Annotated in this window: 17 protein-coding genes; 10 read left to right on the forward strand and 7 right to left on the reverse strand. The window is 37.4% G+C overall.

Going from position 1 to position 18240, the window contains the following annotated elements; all coding sequences use genetic code 11:
- The first annotated feature begins 107 nt into the window (after window positions 1–107).
- The 6 genes from ACM40_RS12630 (at window position 108) to ACM40_RS12655 (ending at window position 5565) form a co-directional block, all read left to right on the forward strand.
- Window positions 108–926, forward strand: coding sequence for a hypothetical protein (locus ACM40_RS12630; protein ID WP_048503150.1), 819 nt, complete (start codon window positions 108–110; stop codon window positions 924–926).
- A 159-nt stretch (window positions 927–1085) separates the two neighbouring features.
- Entirely contained in the window at window positions 1086–1487 is a 402-nt protein-coding gene (locus tag ACM40_RS12635) for a hypothetical protein (protein WP_048503151.1), read from the forward strand.
- A 10-nt stretch (window positions 1488–1497) separates the two neighbouring features.
- Window positions 1498–2229 carry a curli-like amyloid fiber formation chaperone CsgH gene (csgH, locus tag ACM40_RS12640; protein ID WP_048503152.1) on the forward strand — a complete coding sequence of 244 codons (732 nt, stop codon included), beginning with the start codon at window positions 1498–1500 and terminating at the stop codon, window positions 2227–2229.
- A gap of 11 nt (window positions 2230–2240) precedes the next feature.
- Window positions 2241–2651 carry a curli production assembly/transport component CsgF gene (locus ACM40_RS12645; protein WP_048503153.1) on the forward strand — a complete coding sequence of 137 codons (411 nt, stop codon included), beginning with the start codon at window positions 2241–2243 and terminating at the stop codon, window positions 2649–2651.
- A gap of 26 nt (window positions 2652–2677) precedes the next feature.
- Window positions 2678–4042 carry a CsgG/HfaB family protein gene (locus ACM40_RS12650; protein ID WP_048503154.1) on the forward strand — a complete coding sequence of 455 codons (1365 nt, stop codon included), beginning with the start codon at window positions 2678–2680 and terminating at the stop codon, window positions 4040–4042.
- Window positions 4043–4053: 11 nt separating this feature from the next.
- Window positions 4054–5565 (forward strand): carboxypeptidase-like regulatory domain-containing protein, encoded by a 1512-nt coding sequence (locus ACM40_RS12655; RefSeq protein ID WP_048503155.1) that lies wholly within the window; start codon window positions 4054–4056, stop codon window positions 5563–5565.
- Between the two features lie 330 nt (window positions 5566–5895).
- Here ACM40_RS12655 and ACM40_RS12665 read toward each other — a convergent pair whose 3' ends face one another.
- The 7 genes from ACM40_RS12665 to ACM40_RS12695 form a co-directional block, all read right to left on the reverse strand.
- Window positions 5896–6546: a response regulator transcription factor gene (locus ACM40_RS12665; RefSeq protein WP_228376176.1), complete on the reverse strand. Its 651-nt coding sequence runs from the start codon at window positions 6544–6546 to the stop codon at window positions 5896–5898.
- A 225-nt stretch (window positions 6547–6771) separates the two neighbouring features.
- A complete protein-coding gene (locus tag ACM40_RS12670) occupies window positions 6772–7242 on the reverse strand; it encodes an OsmC family protein (RefSeq protein WP_053077112.1) in 471 nt (156 codons plus the stop codon).
- A gap of 71 nt (window positions 7243–7313) precedes the next feature.
- Complete coding sequence (locus ACM40_RS12675) at window positions 7314–8729, reverse strand: T9SS type A sorting domain-containing protein (protein ID WP_048503158.1); 1416 nt, start codon at window positions 8727–8729, stop codon at window positions 7314–7316.
- A 115-nt stretch (window positions 8730–8844) separates the two neighbouring features.
- Window positions 8845–10266, reverse strand: a complete 1422-nt coding sequence (locus ACM40_RS12680; protein WP_048503159.1) for a T9SS type A sorting domain-containing protein — start codon at window positions 10264–10266, stop codon at window positions 8845–8847.
- Window positions 10267–10338: 72 nt separating this feature from the next.
- Window positions 10339–11898, reverse strand: a complete 1560-nt coding sequence (locus tag ACM40_RS12685; RefSeq protein WP_048503160.1) for a ribonuclease E/G — start codon at window positions 11896–11898, stop codon at window positions 10339–10341.
- Between the two features lie 368 nt (window positions 11899–12266).
- Window positions 12267–12557: an HU family DNA-binding protein gene (locus ACM40_RS12690; RefSeq protein ID WP_002984212.1), complete on the reverse strand. Its 291-nt coding sequence runs from the start codon at window positions 12555–12557 to the stop codon at window positions 12267–12269.
- Between the two features lie 138 nt (window positions 12558–12695).
- The gene (locus tag ACM40_RS12695; protein WP_228376177.1) at window positions 12696–13298 is read right to left on the reverse strand and encodes a response regulator transcription factor; all 603 of its coding nucleotides are present in this window, start codon (window positions 13296–13298) and stop codon (window positions 12696–12698) included.
- Window positions 13299–13547: 249 nt separating this feature from the next.
- Between ACM40_RS12695 and tssO the strand changes: the two genes are divergently transcribed.
- From tssO to tssR, 4 genes are read left to right on the forward strand one after another with little or no spacing between them, the layout of a single operon-like run.
- Window positions 13548–14081, forward strand: a complete 534-nt coding sequence (tssO, locus tag ACM40_RS12700; protein WP_048503162.1) for a type VI secretion system TssO — start codon at window positions 13548–13550, stop codon at window positions 14079–14081.
- Between the two features lie 15 nt (window positions 14082–14096).
- A complete protein-coding gene (locus ACM40_RS12705; RefSeq protein ID WP_048503163.1) occupies window positions 14097–14621 on the forward strand; it encodes a type VI secretion system transmembrane protein TssO in 525 nt (174 codons plus the stop codon).
- A gap of 47 nt (window positions 14622–14668) precedes the next feature.
- Entirely contained in the window at window positions 14669–15577 is a 909-nt protein-coding gene (locus ACM40_RS12710) for a PKD domain-containing protein (RefSeq protein WP_040996570.1), read from the forward strand.
- A gap of 48 nt (window positions 15578–15625) precedes the next feature.
- Window positions 15626–18025 carry a type VI secretion system protein TssR domain-containing protein gene (gene tssR, locus ACM40_RS12715; RefSeq protein WP_048503164.1) on the forward strand — a complete coding sequence of 800 codons (2400 nt, stop codon included), beginning with the start codon at window positions 15626–15628 and terminating at the stop codon, window positions 18023–18025.
- Window positions 18026–18240 lie beyond the last annotated feature (215 nt).

The raw sequence follows: 18240 nt of genomic DNA on the forward strand, positions 1-18240 counted from the left end.
TCAAAACGGTAAACAGTGATTTTGAAAATTTACACTTTAGCAGTGGTTTTTTATTTTGGTTTAGCCTATACCTTTGTCATACTATTAACCAATTAATTTTTGTCAAAATGAAAAACTTTATTACTGGTGTATTTACACTAATGGCCATGAGTTTCAGCTTCGCACAATCAAATATTGATGTTACTGCCCAGATCGGAAACTTGAATACCGCTACTGTTAGTCAGACAGGGCTTTTGAATATTAACAGCCTTACACAGGATGGAAACCGTAATACGGCGGATATTGACCAGATAGGAGCTCTGAACGTGAATACTGCTGAAAGTATCGGTAACAGAAACTCAATCGACGTAGATCAAACAGGTCTTGCCAATACCAACGATGTAAGCCAAACAGGAAACAGAAACTTTGCAGTAACCTGGCAGCTTGGTGCATTCAACTCTACAGAACAGACTCAGATCGGAAGAAGAAATGAAGCCTCTTCTACCCAATTGGGCTTAGGAAACGCAGTGGTACAATATCAGGACGGAAGAAGAAATGATGCTTCAGCAATTCAGGTGGGTATCGGAAATGATGCTTACCAGATCCAGCTTGGAAGAAGAAATGATGCAAGTGGCCTTCAGGTAGGTAATGCTAACCTTTTAGTACAATACCAGGACGGAAATGATAACAGTGCCACAAACGATCAGGTAGGTAACAATAATATTGCTGCTGCAGTTCAGGTTGGGGATGATAACACATCCATGGGAGTACAGGTTGGAAACAGCAACCAATTATATCAACTACAGTTAGGGGATTCCAATACAGCAATCGATGTTCAGATGGGTAACAATAACTTTACCTGGGTAGCCCAAAGCGGAGATTCCCACATCCACGTAGGAACTCAGATGGGTAACGGAAACTCAATGGTTATTAACCAATCCAATTAATAATGTACTGTAATTCAGAATAAAAGGAGAGGCTGAGGCTTTCTCCTTTTTTAAGCTTTTCATGATGAACATACCCAGAAACCATGATTTTACATCTGTACCTGCTGGGTGTGTTTTTCTCAATCCTCTATTCATGTACCTTTATTAAAAATTAATACCATGTTTAAACCGGGATGGGGTGCCTTTACACTTTTTGCAGTGCTGTGCGTAAATGCACAACAGCTGGATTGGGACAAGGTCAACAGCAATACGGTTCTTGATCTTATGGCAAAACAGCAGACGGAGCAGCAGGGACTTTATGGCTCCAGCGTTCTCCAGACAGGAGATTACAATAATGCAGAACTTTTTCTTAATCCTAAAACCAATATTGCCGTACAGCAATTGGGAGACTTCAATACACTTTATTTTATCAATTCTTTTACAGATAAAGAAACCCAAACAGCCGTTACTGCCCAGGGAAATAACAATATTATTGATATTACCGGGAGCAACAGCGTCTCAGACGGAATGCAGATCAATGTAAAAGGGGATAACAAAACCATTTTCATGAGAAATTATTAAAACACAAGTGATGAAACTTTTATATTCCTTAAATCTGTGTACTTTACTTATCTTCCTGTCCGCTACAGTGAATGGGCAGGAAGATAAAAAAGTAAATGCAAAGATTGAGAAGAGTATTCTTGAAAACCAGATCAGGCTTAAAGCAGTTGTTACCAATAATACATCAGTCTATAAAGAGCTGAATTACCTGTTGGTTTCCATTAAAAAAGGAAATGCAGGAAACCTTTCCAATAATCAGCAGAGCGGGAAGTTTTCTATTAATCCCAATGAAGTAAAAGTTTTATCCGAGATCAGTGTTAATCTTGAACAGAAAGATGCCCTGAAAGCTTTTCTCTATATAAAAGATGAAGAAACCCAGAAGCTTGTTGCGAAAGACAGTCTTGAAATTAATACTGACCTGTTCAGAAAAAAAACGGCCAAAGTAGAAGAAGATGCCGTCTTTGAACTGAAAGGACTTACTATTGATGAGACCAAAACCAAGGTTGGAAAAGACTTTTATGACCTTTTTTATATTGAATACAGCCAGATTCCCGACAAAAGCAACGGCGCGGTTACCATTTCTGAACTTCCACTTCGCGGTACCAGCGGGCAGATCAATATCCAGATTGATGATAAAGTGATTTACAGCTTTATGACCAACCCAAACGAAGATTACCTGAAAGAACAGCTGGCAGCCAGCCTGAAATATATCAAAGAATTTAATGCCAAGAAAAACCTTATTAAAAATGAATTTATCTACTAAAAACGTCCGCCATGAAAACTTGTATCATTATTTTAACCTTTATTGCGGGTATTTTCTCCGGAAAATCTCAGCAGCTCGTTTATAAGCCCGTCAACCCGGCATTTGGAGGTGATACCTTTAATTACCAGTGGCTTTTAAGTTCGGCAAATGCCCAGAATCAGTTCGATGAAAAAAATGATTTCAGCAGTTTGCTTGATAATGTTAATTCTCTGGACAGTTTCAGCCAGAGTCTGAACAGGCAGATACTGAGTGAACTTTCCAGGAAATTGTTTGAGGATCAGTTCGGGGAGGGCAGCATAAAGCCCGGAAATTATCTTTTCGGATCACTTTACCTGCAGATCACTACTACAGCCCAGGGACTTTTGATCAATATTTTGGATACCAGCACAGGTGATCAGTCCGAGATCGTCATTCCAAAATAAAAAATAACTAAAAAACCAAACTTACCATGAGAACTTACACTTACACCAGAATTTTTTTCTGTACGTTCCTGCTGTGCTTAATGCAGGGCTGCAGTTCGATCCTGGGTCTTCCTTCCGACCCGGAAAGATCCACTATGGGAGAGCTTACACCTTCCACTGCGGAACTGAGGGATCTTCCTCTTCCCAATGAAAAAATCGTCATAGGCGTCTACAAATTCAGGGACCAGACCGGCCAGTATAAACCGTCAGAAAACGGGAACAACTGGAGTACGGCGGTGCCTCAGGGAACTACAACCATACTGATTAAAGCGCTGGAAGACAGCCGGTGGTTTATTCCTATTGAAAGAGAGAATATTGCCAATCTTTTAAACGAAAGACAGATTATCCGGTCCACAAGGCAGGAATATATGAAAGATGCCGATAAAAACAGCCAGTCTCTTCCCCCTCTTCTCTATGCCGGAATTCTTCTGGAGGGTGGTGTGATCTCTTATGACAGCAATACTATGACCGGAGGACTAGGAGCAAGATATTTCGGCATAGGAGCTTCCACGCAGTACCGCCAGGACAGGATCACCATTTATCTTCGTGCCGTTTCTACTCTTAACGGTGAAATTCTTAAAACGGTTTACACTTCAAAAACAATTCTTTCTACCAGCGTGAACGGCAGCTTTTTCAGATATATCGATACGGAAAGACTGCTGGAAGCGGAGGTGGGACTTACCCAAAACGAACCTGTACAGCTTGCAGTAACCGAAGCGATAGAGAAAGCTGTAAGATCCCTGATTATTGAAGGGACCAGAGATAAAATATGGGGTAAAGCATCAGAAAACTTAACCGGATACCAGGCCCTCATTAATGATTACAACAAAGAGCAGGAGGCGAATGTTGGCAGGACGGTTGGTAATAAGTTTCCGGAAAATTACAGGCAGAAAATGTCTGTTTTCGCTAGTGTGGAAGCTCAGAAAATCAAGGATGATTATGTAAATGCTAAAATGAATGTCGGTGGAAAAGTGGGAGTGAAGTATTTTATAAGTCCCAATTTCAATGTTGAAGCCAGCGGCAGTTATTTCACTTTAGAGAACGAAAATATTATTAAAAGAAATTACCTTGTTCCCGAGCTTAATCTTGAATTCCTCCTGTTTCCAAAATACAGACTCAGCCCATATATCTATGGAGGAGCGGGGGCAATGTTTTCAAAATATAAACCTCAGTACAAATGCCAGGTTGGCGGAGGACTGGAATTTATGATCGGAAATAATACCGCAATCCGGGCATCTTCTCAATATGATATCGGTTTTAAAGATGACTGGGAAGGGATGGTGAACGGAAAAAGAAAGGATCAGGCACTCCGGTTTGCCATTGGAATCAATTTTTACCTTGGAAACAAATAAAAACATGAACTATGAAAACTTTAATCAAAATACTCACCATATTCATCCTTGCCTTTTGTCTGTTTTCATGTAATGAAGATCTGATAGAACAGGCTCAGACAGGCTCATTGAAAGGAAAAGTTGTAAAAAGAGGTACCAATGTGCCTATTCCTAATGTGAAAATTTTTACGGCACCTACTACACAGACGGTTTTCAGCGGAACGGACGGTACATTTGAAATTGCCGCAATGCCAATAGGAAATTATTCTGTGAAGGCCGAACTCTCCGGCTATCTCACCAATTTTCAGGGTGTCAATATACAGAATCAAAACCAGGTTGTCACCGTGGTTTTTGAAATGGACGATGATGAATCGCTCAATTCTCCCCCTTCTGCACCGCAGCTGCTAAGTCCGGTAGACAATGCGGTGAATCAGCCTTTAAACGTTGAGCTGACATGGACCGCTACGGATCCTGATACGGCTGATGTTTTAAGATATAGTTTAACAATTAAAAATAACCTTGATACGAATGTGATTCAGGTTAATGATTTGGCAGCGAAACATTATTCGCTGTCCAATTTGAAGTTTGGTGTTAGTTACTTCTGGCAGGTGTCTGTTTCGGACGGCATTCACCCGCCAGTTTTAAGTACCATCAGTAAATTTACCACCAATACGGTTCCTGCCAACCGCTATCATTATGTACAGAAACAGAGCGGGAATTTTGTCATTATGTCAAGCGACGGAGCAGGGAACAGCTTCCAGTTTACCAACTCATCCTATAACAGCTGGAGGCCAAGGAAAAACAACAATGCCGGGCTGATAGCATTTCTACGGACGGAAGGTGGAAGTACTCATATCTATACAGCGAATCCTGACGGATCCAATCCTTTTAAAGTCACTACAGTACCTGCGGCAGGATTTAATAATTATGAAATGGATTTTGCATGGAGTACAAACGGACAGGAAATTCTTTATTCAAACTTTAATAAACTGTACAGGATTAATAAGGACGGAAGCGGATTGACTTTAGTATACACCACGCCGGACGGTAGTATGATTTCTGAGTGCGACTGGAGCTATGACGGAAGCAGGATTGCTTTAAAGACAAATGATTACAGTGGATATGGTACCAAAATCTACATTATTGATATGACAGGAAGTGTATTAAAAACTGTTCTGTCCGGAACGTCAGGAGCAGCCGGAGGACTGAATTTCTCAGTAGACGGCCAGATGCTGGTCTTCACCCGCGACATTTCAGGTTACCAGGACGGAAGCGGGAATTACCGCCAGCTCGATTCCCATATTTTTATCTATAATCTGACCAGCGATACCGTATACGATATTTCCGCAGAAAGCGAAAAACCAATGGGAACCAATGATCTCGATCCAAGATTTTCACCGAACAATGCCCAGGTGGTCTTCATGAATACCTCCAATGACAATATATCCCAGAAAAATGTGATGGTTATCGATCTCAACAGTACACTGACCGATCTTTCAAGGGCTTCTCTTTTCAGTAATGGTGAAATGCCGGATTATGAGTAGGAGATAGGTTTGAGTGTTTGAGAGTTTATGAGTTTAAAGTTTAGGGTTATAGTTTTTGGGATGCTTTAATGGAGAATAGTTTTAAATTGGAAATGACGGATTTGCTACTTAAAAAACTTGAACTGAAATTTTTCAATGCTGAAATATTCAAAAGGAAGGTTGATATCTGGTGGCTGAGGCTCCCGAAGCCACCAGTAATAATGTTGGTATATAATTCACTTTTCACTTGCGAAGCAAAAATTCACCATTGACTTTCTTCACTTTAAAAAAGTTCCAAACCGAAGGTTTGGAACTTTTTTTGGGGAGTAATCGAAATTGTCTTTTTTTTCATCAGTCGATAATGTGGTTTTCTAAGGCGTATTTTACAATCCCTACGGAATTTTTTGCGTTTAATTTTAAGAGAATTCTTTTGCGGTGGGTTTCTACAGTATTGATGCTTATAAAAAGCTTTTCAGAAATGTCTTTGCTGCTGAAGCCGTCGCATATCAGTTTAAGAATCTCCATTTCTCTGCGCGTAAGAGGCTCTTTGATGTGCTGATTGGATTTTCCTTCTTCGCTGCTGATAAAGTTGATCATTCTTTCTTTTGCATTATCGCAGATGTAGATCTCATTTAAAAGCAGGATGTTTATGGATTTCAGGAATTCATCATATCTGCTGTTTTTGTCGAGATAGCTCTTTATGCCTTTGTTAAAGAGCTTCCGGATATCAATCATATCATAACTATTGCCTATAACAATAATCTTGATTTTTTTGTTGGTGGAGGTAATGTCTTCTACAAGCCGGAAAATATCTGTAAGCATCAGCATATTGGAGCTTATGACCAGAATTTCCGGAGGATCCAGTTTTAATTGTTCGAATAAATGTTCATGAGAATTACAAATGTCAATCGTGTTAAAAATTTTACTCTGTGAGAGTAGTTTTGACAAACCCTCTGTATACAGCAATGGCTCATCAAAAATAGTTAATCTTGGTTTCATCATGGTTAGTTTTGTTTATATAAAAATATAAAAAAATATTCACATTATATAAAAAAATAACAATTAATTGTAATTTATTGCAATGATAATGATTAAGAAATTGAATTTTTATTGATTATTTGATAAATAATTCTCTTATTGTGGAGTTTTAAATGATAATTTTAGAGTTATTATAATTTAAATCTAGTATTGATGGTTGTTTTTATGGTGTTATATTTAAAATAAAAATTATTTAACTAACAGGGTAGGGATATGTTCTACCGGGAAATTGACAGACCTGGCAATAAAGCAAAACTGGCCTGCCTTATGATGCAGTTCTTTGGCTTTCTCAATCATTGATTCTTCCGTAACAGTAACTGTAGGGTGTAAAGTAACAGATGTAAAATGTCCGCTTCCATCCGCTGTTTCAGTCATAACGGCGGTAGCTTCATCTTTATAATCGGTAACAATGATGCCTTCTTCGGAACAGAAATGAAGATACCAGAGCATGTGGCACGAAGAAAGGGAAGAGAGAAGCATATCTTCCGGATTATGCCTGGTTTTATCTCCACGAAATGCAGGATCGGAAGAACCTTCAATAAGAGCTTTATTCTCAATTTGAATGGTATGGCTCCTTTCATAATTTCTGTAACCGCTGGTGCCGGTTCCTTTGTTGCCTGTCCAGTGGATAGTTGCTTTGTAATGGTGATCTTTGTTCATTGTAGTTTGGAAATAAAAAAAGTATCTGCTAAAAATAAGCAAATACTTTTTAAAAGAAATTGGTGTTTTTTTTAGTTTTTTATAAGTTTTTTTACCATGATTTTCCCATTTTCAAAAATAACCTTTGCCATATAATTTCCTTTTAGTAATTCTGAAATATCAGTATCGCTGTCTTTCAAGGTTTTTACAATTTTTCCGTCAAGAGAGTAGATTTCTATTTTGCTTATTTTTTCTTTTGATCGATAAACCAGGTTTTGTTTAACCGGATTTTCAATAGAAATATCATTATTGTTTTTTGTGATGTCTGTTGCTGATAAAGTGGCGTTATTAAGCAGATATTTTACAATATACGCATCTCCGTTCACGATAATATTATTGTTATTAACAATCATTTCTTCAACACTGGAAAATGAATTATCTGGATAATAACCAAAATCAGGAGCTATCGAGCCGCTTTGAGTGAGCTTTGTAAAAAAGGTTGGCGATTCATCTGACACATACGGAGTATACGGATGGGATGATTGGTTTCCTCCAACGTAATAATATCCATCTTTTTCAATAATGCTTTTAGCTAAAGCGCTGGGATATATTAAAGATAAAGCACAGTTAAATGTATTATCAAGACTTCCATCCGGGTTTAATCTCAAGATTTCATTGCCGGTAGAATTTGATTTTGAAATAACAATTCTATTATTGCTGTCTATGATTGCAGTACCTAAAGGCGAGAAAACTAAATTCGATTGTAATAGGCCATTATTTCCAAAGCTTGTTACAGGCTGCCCGTCCGGACTGAATTTTTCAATAATACCATTACCATAAGAAGAGTTGATTTTACTGAGACAGATAAGATTGGATTGATTATCTAGCAGTACGAATGCACCATAGTAAAAGTTTCCCTGAGTGGCTACAGATCCATTGTTTCCGAAAGAAGTATCAATACTTCCGTCAATTTTTAATCTATATATAGTAGTGGAGTTATGAACGATGATTTTTCCATTTTGTAAGGTCAGTCCTAAAGAACGTCCATTTGCATCACTACCAATACCATTGGAAATTATCGAAGTGCCATTGTTTCCGAAAGTAGCGTCTAATTGCCCGTTTGGAAGCACTCTATATATTATCCATGCATCACTAGAGCCAGAAACTCCACCATTGGTATTACCATAACCAAAAATTACCAGTTTCCCGTCAGGCTGTACTTTTAATTGACATTGATAGGTATAATAAGGTAACTGAACTTTTCCATTGTTCCCAAAAGCTGAATCCAGAACTCCATTAGCTGTAAGTTTATATACAAATGTTTCGTTACCATTTGGGATAGAATAAGATGAATAAATACTGCCGTTAGAATCCTGGGCCATAGTCCAGGCATACGTATAATTGGCAACGTTAGATACTCCATTGGATGCAAAGGAAGGATCTTTAGAAATAATCTGTGCAGAGATATTCTGGATCACCAGAATAACCAGTAATAAAATTTTTTTCATTTGAGTTTTTAAATTATATATTTTTTATGAATTTATAAATTATTAAATCGTTCAGAGCTTGTAGGTTTAATAATTTTTTTAGAAGAAGATTTTTATCTGAAAATAGTTGAAAAATTTAATTTTTAATAAGTTTTTTAATTACTGTTTTTCCATTTTCAAATGTGACTTTTGCTATGTAAGTGCCTTTTAATAATTCTGAAAGATTGGTATTGTTATTTTTTAGAGTTCTCACGATTTTTCCATCTGTAGAATAGATTTCTATTTTGCTTACTTTTTCATTTGTGCTGAAAACTAAGTTCTGCCTAACAGGATTCTCAAATGAAATAGAAGGGATATTTGTTTTTGTATCATTTGAAACAGATAATGTAGAAGTATTCAGTTTGAATTTTAAAATTTTATTTGCACCTTTTGTAGTAATAATACTGTTGTCGTTAATAACCATTTCACCGATGAAATCTGGTGTTCCTGTTGTTTCAAAATAATGATTAAAGATAGGATCAACTGCTCCTGTCGATGTAATTTTAGAAATAAAGAATGTTTCACCCGTCGATCCGGTTAATCCGGAAATGTAATAATTCCCGTTTTTTTCGGTAATTATGGATGATAATGCCATTACGTTGAAAGGGAAAGTATTGCTATCAAACACAAAATTATTATCGTGATCTCCGTTGGGTTTTATTCTAAAGATTTCATTATTTATATTTGAACATACAATATTGTTATTGCTATCCATAAAAGCAGAACCAATGCCTCCCGGATTTGATGTAAAAGCTAAAATACCATTATTCCCGAAACTCGTAAGGGATTGTCCGTTATAGTCATATTTTTCTAAAGCACCATACGTATATGTGTTTGTATTATTGTGATTACTGATAAAGCTAATAATATTGGATTGATTATCTAAGAATATAAAATTTCCGGGAGTATTAAAAGAACCATTATTTCCAAAAGAGGTGTCAATACTTCCGTTGCTGTTTAATCTGTAAATACTTTTATAATGGATATATGGTCCAGGATCGGATGTTGCTTGCCCGTAAACAATTATTTTATCATTTTGAAGATAAAAACCATAACCTACACTGTTGAAATCTGTACCGATATTATCAATTTTAGCAATTCCGTTTATTCCAAATGTAGGGTCGGGTAGTCCGTTTGGAAGTAATCTTACAATAGCAGATCCATTAGCATAAAAGCACATGACAAGAATTTTACCGTCTGCTTGTTTTTTTAGCTCGCTTTGTATGGCGCTGAAATAATTATTAATTACTGTTTCTCCGTTATTTCCAAAAGAGGTATCAACTGTTCCGTTGGCAGTAAGTTTAGATACAACACATTCAGGACTTGTCAATGAGGGATTGTCCTTTGCATAAGTAAAATAAATGCTGTTGTCTGAATTTTGAAGAATTCTTGTCTCGTAATAATTAGCACCTGTGAAATTATACTTCCCGTTTGAAGCAAAAGAATTGTCGTATGATAGGATTTGTGCAAAGGTAGTCTGTACTGCAAAAAGCAGCACAAGAAATAAATTTTTTATCATTATGTACGTGTGTTTTTAGGATTGCAAATATAACAAAAAAACCTCCGGAAAAACCGGAGGTTAAATTTTATTTTAATTAGAAAACTCGATCAATTCTTCTTTCTTCGAATTGTAAATTTTGTATTCTAAATATTTAAAAGAATCCCTTGGGATGATGGTTACCCATTTTTTGTATTTCATGAACCATTTCATCTGGATACTTTTGATGCCTTTGGTAAGGTAGGCTTCCACGAAAGGGTGTACATGCAGGAAAATTTTTCCTTTCTCCTTCTGCAGGATGCTTCTGAGCGTTTCGCCCATTCTTTCAACGATCACGATCGGAGCTACAATTTCTCCGTCTTTGTTCGGGTTTTCTTCTTTGGTTTCGATCTGTTTTTCCGGACGGTTTCTTTGTCTGGTAATCTGGATCAGGCCAAATTTGCTCGGGGGAAGAATTTTGTGGCGTGCTTTGTCACGCTTCATTTCTTCTTTCAGATGTTCGTACAGATCCCTTCTGTGTTCGGGATTCTGCATATCGATGAAGTCGATTACAATAATGCCTCCCATATCACGGAGACGAAGCTGCCTGGCAATCTCGGTAGCTGCCATTTTGTTCACGTTGAGTGCGTGTTCTTTGTTGGCGGAATTTCCGGTGGTGATATTGTTTCCGGAGTTGACGTCGATTACGTGAAGTGCTTCTGTGTGCTCGATAACGAGATAAGCACCTTTTGAACTTGGAATATTAACGTGTTTTCCAAAACTCTGTTTGAGCTGTTTTTCAACGTTATAATATTCGAGAAGAGGGATGTGTGAATTGTAAAACTGGACAATATTCTTTTTTTCCGGGGCTATAACCTCCACGTAGTTGGTCATTTCACCTACCATCTGTTCATCATCACAGATGATACTTACGAAATCCTGGTTGAAATTGTCTCTTAAAATAGCTGAAGCTTTGTCTTCTTCGCTTAAAACTCTTGCCGGAACTTTACTTCTCTGAATGTTTTTGAATGTGCTTTCCCATTTCTGGATCAGCTGATTCATATCATTGTGAAGGTCTGCCACTTTTTTTCCTTCCGCTACCGTTCTTATAATCACACCGAAACCTTCAGGTTTGATGCTGTCGATAAGTGTCCTCAGTCTTTCTTTTTCCTCAGTGGTTCTGATTTTTTTAGAAATGGAAACTTTGTTGTCGAAAGGGATCAGGACCAGAAACCGTCCTGTTAAAGAAACCTGGGTAGAGATCCTCGGACCTTTTGTGGAAATAGGTTCTTTAGTGATTTGAAGCAGAACAAGATCATCTTTGGCAATGACTTTTTCTACGGTTCCGTTTTTGTCTATTTCGGGTTGTATCTCGAAATTTTTTAAGCTTGAAGTGCTCTGTTTTTTAGAAATAGTGTCTTTTAAAAACTTTCTGTAGGTAAGGTACTGGGGCCCCAGATCCTGGTAATGAAGAAATGCATCCTTATCGTAGCCGATGTTTACGAATGCGGCATTCAGGTTGGGTGCCAGCTTTTTTACTCTTCCTACAAACAGATCTCCAACTATAAATTCGCTTTTGTCCTCTTGCTCATGAAGTTCACATAGTCTTCCGTCTTCCAGCAGTGCAATCTTTGTAAGATCATCTTCATGCGAAACTATTAGTTCTTTCTTCATTTTGTATAAGATAAAAATTTATTAAGATTATAGGAAACTGGCGTATTTTTTAGCAATTAAATAATTTTAAATATAAGAATTTAGAATGAAATTGCTGTATATTTTTAAAAAATATCTGCAAAAGCCTTTATTTTTCCTTTTGAATCTTATCGTTGCAAACAAAAATATAGTCGGTGAACTCTAAATAATTAAAACCACCAACTATATTATTATATTGTAAATCCCGAAAAAAAGAGATTATTTTTTCTTATGTCTGTTTGCTCTTCTTCTTTTCTTTCTTTTGTGAGTTGCAACCTTGTGTCTTTTTCTTTTCTTTCCGCTTGGCATAATTTTAATTTTTTAGTAACTAGTTAATATTCAGTTAATTTTTATTTTACTGCGACTTTTGTTTTTACTTTCTCTACAAAAGATTTTGAAGGTTTGAAAGCAGGAATGTTATGAGCAGGAATCTCAATTGCAGTGTTCTTAGAAATATTTCTTCCTGTTTTAGCAGCTCTTGTTTTAATGATAAAAGATCCAAAACCTCTTAGATAAACGTTATCCCCATTATACATAGAAGTTCTGATCTCCTGCATAAAAGCTTCTACAACTTTCTGTGTTTCATTCTTTTCTGTTCCCAACTTATTTGAGATGGTGTTTACCAATTCTGCCTTTGTCATTTCCTTTTTTAATTTTAAATTTTAGGTGTGCAAATTTAGTTAAAAAAATTGAATACTAGCAAATTAGTGGCAAAATATTTTTGTTTAAAGAGTTGGAGTTTTTGTGTTGAGCCTATATTAATATTACGTTAAATCTTTCTACATGCTGGAATTATAGTATCCATTTTCTACACAGAAACGGATGAGGTGCAGTTTTGTTTTCAGTCCCAGCTTTTCAGTAAGCCTGTTGATATAGGTGTCTATCGTACGGGTGCTGAGGTTCAGCTTTTCTGCAATTTCCTTATTGCTGTAGCCTTCGTAGCAGAATTTCATAAGCTGTATTTCGGTAGGGTTCAGCTCTTCCTGGCCTTTCTTCTGCCTTTCCATATAGTTCTGTACAGCGAGTGGCTGCTGCTCCCATTCCTTGGAATACTTTTCATAATCGAAGCTGTCAGAAGCGATACTTCCTTTGATAAGGTCTTTTATAATGGTGCTTTTTTTCTGGCAGTAATAAATATTGGGAATTTTGGAAAGAATTTCAGCCATGTCTTCCTGGTAGGTGCTGGAATAGGTTACAATAGGGGTTTCCGTATTATTTTTCCTGATGTACTTAATGGCTTCCATACCACTTAATACGGGCATAAACAGTTCTATAATAAACACATCTTCCTGTCTTCTGTAAATCCTGTTCACGAGCTCATGGCCGTTATTACAGTCATTCAGAAGCATATAGAAGGGATTTTCCATAAGCGTTTTGATCATGATTTTTTTAAAATAAAAATCACTGTCAGCTATAGAAAATCGCACTGTATTTGATAATAATTTACTCACTTTTTAATATCGATTTGGTGGTGATATTTAAAATTCAGAGGCCTAATTTATGAAAAACTTATGAAAGTTAAAATTAAACTTCGTTAAATAGGGGTTTTCACGAAACTACATTAGGGAAAATACGTATTGTGCATAAATTTTTTTTTTTATATTTTCACAGGCCAAACAAATCGCAAAAATATGTCTTCTAACAGGGAAAAAAAACTTAACAAATCTGACGTGAGAATAGGCATTTGGAAGTTTATTCTGTCTTTCGCCGTTCTCTCGGTGGTGTCTTTTCTGTGTTTATTCCTCTTTTTTAAAAGCTATAATATACAACGGGAAGGAATTGTCAGACAATCTGATGCTTACAAAGAACTTATGATGCGTGGTGATGTTCTCAGGATTCATGTAGATAAAATCTATGATCAGATGAGCCAGCTAAACATTAATAAGGTGGAAAATGATGTTTTTCTCAGAACCAGAATTATGGATGATGTAAGAGAAGTGAAAAACATTATGGGTAAAGACAGTGTGGATAATTTCAAGCATTATGCCGTTCTGATGAAGCAGATAGAGCCAATGCTGAAATTAAAGAATGATATTATAGGAGTGGAATCCAATAAGAAGATCGTCCTTAGGGATCTTGAAGATTGTATTGCAAAAGTAGGAAGAGCCAATGGACAGCTCAGAAAAGATCCTACAAGAAATTTTACAGGAGGTAGAAGAAGATAATAAAAAAGAAAGCATATGCAGGGATCTATTACACTATCTAAAAAAGAAAGGCATTACCAGTTTCTCTATTTAATACTGATGCTTTTGGCAGCTATGATATTCTTCGGAATCATCTTTTTAAAAGGTTATGACTCTCCGTTCTCGGAAGAAGATGTCAGGGGAATACAAAGCCTGGAACAGAAAGCGGCATTCGATCGCGAACAAAAAGTCTTACAGCCTGAAATGGACAGTACCTATACCATGATCAGCAGAATTGCAGACAAGTCTCCGGAGCCTTTTGCAGAAAATAATATCTTCAATGGGATTAATGGTCTTGCCAGTTATTTTCATGGAAACGACGTCATGGATATCCGCAAGGATGCCTATCCGCAGATCGCTAAATTCTACAAAATGTATTTTGAAGACAAAAAAGTGATTTCCACAACAACTGAAGATGTAAAAAGATTTGAAAAAGAGGTGGAGGAATGCAGGATTGGTTTCAAAGACAAACAAAACCGACTTTACGAAAGACAAAATGCATTAAGGGCAAGGACCCAGTAATCAAGAAATAAACATTCAAGGAACAAACACATCACAATCACTTAACTATGAATTATTTTCAAAAAAACAAAAAGAACATTATTATTGGTGTTATCGCAACGTTGCTGATAGCGGCGCTCGTTGCGTTATGGCTGCAGAAAAAGGTGATCCATTCTGCTGATGATATTGTGGGGGTAGTGTATCCTTCCTCACTATCGGTAGGAGATACGCTTTTATTTGAGGATAAAACCCAGTTCGCAAAAACCAAAAGATGGAATTTCGGGGACGGGACCACTTCTGACAAAAGCACTGGAATCCACTTTTACAACAAACCGGGTTATTATTCGGTAAGCTTGATTATTGATAACAAATATACCAAAACCTTCCCTGTAATGGTTTCGCCAAGATACCAGAAGCCAAAAGACAGCGCGAAGATCAGCACCATTATTGATGCGCCTACACAGGCGATGCAAAATGAAAATGTGCAGTTCCGTGCAGTTTCTGAGGCTACACAGTTTGCCTGGAAGTTTGGCGAAACGGGCAATATAGACGCCAAAGAAAAAATGGCCATCTATTCCTATAAAAGACCGGGTGACTACCGTGTAGCATTGTTTACTGAAGAGAGCCAGGAACCTATTTACCACCTGATCAAGATCCTTCCTGCTTACAACGCTTTACAGGAAGATGAAATTCCGGTGGAAGATTCTTACAAAAAGGTTGATGATGATTTCAAATACCACCTGCAGCAGATTGCCAACGGAAACAGTTTCAACATGCATTATAACTACCTGCTGAGAACGTACCTGTGTAACAATGAAAACACGGTAGTAAAAGTAAGCGACAGTAAAGCCAATAACTTTTATATGTACTGTGCAGGCCTTCAGTTTGACAAAAATGTTGTGATCCAGAGTGTAAAAGTAAACCTGGATGACAAACAGAACTGTGTAACCAAGGTTGACATCAACCAAAGCAAATAATAAGTCCGGGCTCCCGGATACACCACCCAATCATAAAAATAAAATAGGATGAAGAATAAATTTCCTCTAGCAGCATATTATATAGGATTATCAGTATTGTTAGCAAGCTGTCAGGTGAAGCTGCCATCTAAAAGGACCCCTGAACCGTCACAGTACGGCCAGGTAGACAACTCGCCGGTTGTGAACGGATTTCCTAAAAAATCCGTCCCTTGGATCGTTATTTCAGACAGATCCAGAAATACAGCCTATCTTGATAAAAGTGACGAAAAATCTTACAAAGAAGTTAAATTTCTTGAGCCTTTAATGGTTCTGAAGCATAGAGACGGAATGGTAAAAGTAGCGGAATACGTTCCCGATGCTTTAATGAAAAAAGTTTCGTCAAAATCCATTAAAACTTATGGATGGATCCCGGAATCCGACCTTCTTTTATGGAACAATTCTTTAAAAAGCGAAAAAACAGGTTTCCCTGTAAGAGTAGCTGTGGTACCGAATCACAGTGAAGTGATCAGAAGTGCCGAGAGATATTATAAGAACGATTCCATCATGGTGTTCAATTCACCAAGCCTTATAGAAGCCGCCAATGTCAAAATTCCAAACGGACAAATGGTGTATGTCTATAAGCAGGCAGAAAACAACAAGCGGTTTTTGGTAGGTAAAAAACCTTCCATTGATATAGACAGCATCGGTACCAACCTTTACGGATGGGTCAACGCCAATGTCATCTCTGCGTGGGGTGAGCGTTCTGCAGTAAAGCTGAAAAACGATACCAAAGTTACGGAAACGACCTTGGGAATCCATGAAGGATATCCGGGCGCGTCAGATTCAGATAGCAGAACGGCCATTCTCCTTACGGATACCAACAAAAGAACCCCTCTGGAAAATATTTATCCGGTAAGTTTACCTTTGAATGAAGCTCCAACACCGGATTCCAAGACAAAATATTTCACTAATATTTTAGATTACAGTAAAAACTATGTATTCAATGTTTTAGGAGAGGAAATCTATTTCGACCGTTACAGGGAGATCACGGAAAGAGACAAAAATATCAATATTGTATTTGCTCTGGATGTAAGCGGCCCTAACGCTCCTTATGCCCCGATTGTAAAGTCCCTTCTCCAGGATCTGCAGCTTAGATTTGAAAAACCTTCTTATTTCAATGGAGTAAAATACGGTGTTGTTTTGTATAAAAATAATCCGTGTGGGGAAAATGTTCTGGTTTCCAACTTAAGTTCGGATTATAGTAAGATCACCAAATTCATAGACGAAAGAACCAATGAAATGAACTGTGCCAGCAACAGCGGGTACCAGCCGGTGGGAGAGGCGCTTACTGCCGCAGGAAATCTGCTTTCCAATGTTCCGGATGAAACCAATGTAGTGGTGACTGTAGGAACCTCTGCCAACCAGAGCGGCAATATGTATAGTGTAATCAGTTCTCTTACTCAGGCCCAGGCCAGGCTGATCATGTTCCAGACCAGTGCAAGATCATCCGATACCTACAACGATTTCGTATTAATGGCAGAAAATGTAGTCACCAATACTGCAAAGAACATTGCTGAACTTAAAAAACAGAAGATCATCAACCAGAGTGATGTTCTTACTAAAAATAACTTTAACCTTGTAGAGGGCGATGAAGGATTCTTCTCGCTGGATTATCCAAAACAGAGCATGTCTCAGGGATTTGTAATCTTCCCTAAAAAAGGAGACGTAGCAACACCCGGTTACCTGAAAAAATCGGTAGACAGCCTTATTGCACAGGTTACTTTGGATAACCAGACCATTGACAAATCTCTGAATGAATATTTCCATTCTTCAGTAGGGGCAGGAAGAACAGATGTAGACCTGAAATATAAATACCTGTTCCCTGGCCTTACCAATCCGGTTTCTGCAGGAATTGCAGCCCAGCTGATCAACTACGGGAACCCGTTCCTTGTAAAAGGATATATCCCGAAAGAGCTGAAAGATTTCAAACCGGGCATAGAAAAAGGAATTCTTATCTCTGAAACGGAATATGATAACCTGAAGAATTTCTATACGGAAGTTTATCTTAAAACAGAACCGGAAAGAGCAGACTTCAACCAGTCAAGAGCTATAAAAGAATATATCAGGATTCTTAAAAAATACAATCCTACTTTAAAATTCCTGGATAAGTCTGAACTGTATGAAAAACCAATGTCATACGCAGTAGGATTAAGTACAGGATTCGATAATTCTGAAGATGAACTGATGTCAAAATACAAGCTGAAAGGCTGGAAGAAATCCAAGGTTGTTTTAAAAGAAACAGCAAGAGCATACTTCAAAAACTATAAACAGTTGGCAGAACATATGCTTTCCCACCGAAACAATCCGGCTGTGAAAATCCAGCAGAACGGGCAGACCTTCTATTGGCTGAATGAGTATTTTATGCCGACTACCCAAACCGTAGACGAGCCGGAATACACCAAACATTAATCATTCGTTAAATCATATCAAAAGCAGGAGTATTACTTCTGCTTTTTTTATTTCAGGAACTTTCAAAAATCGGTTTGTTATGTTACTTTTAAACATCAGGTCTGAAATCCCGCATTTTAAACCTTAATTTTGTACTTCAAAACACAACTATTTCTCATTTAAGTGTTTAATTTCCACTTTTTGGTATATATCCCTAGGACTTCAAATCCTTTTTT

It is taken from the genome of Chryseobacterium sp. BLS98 (genome assembly GCF_001045445.1).
Lineage (GTDB): Bacteria > Bacteroidota > Bacteroidia > Flavobacteriales > Weeksellaceae > Chryseobacterium.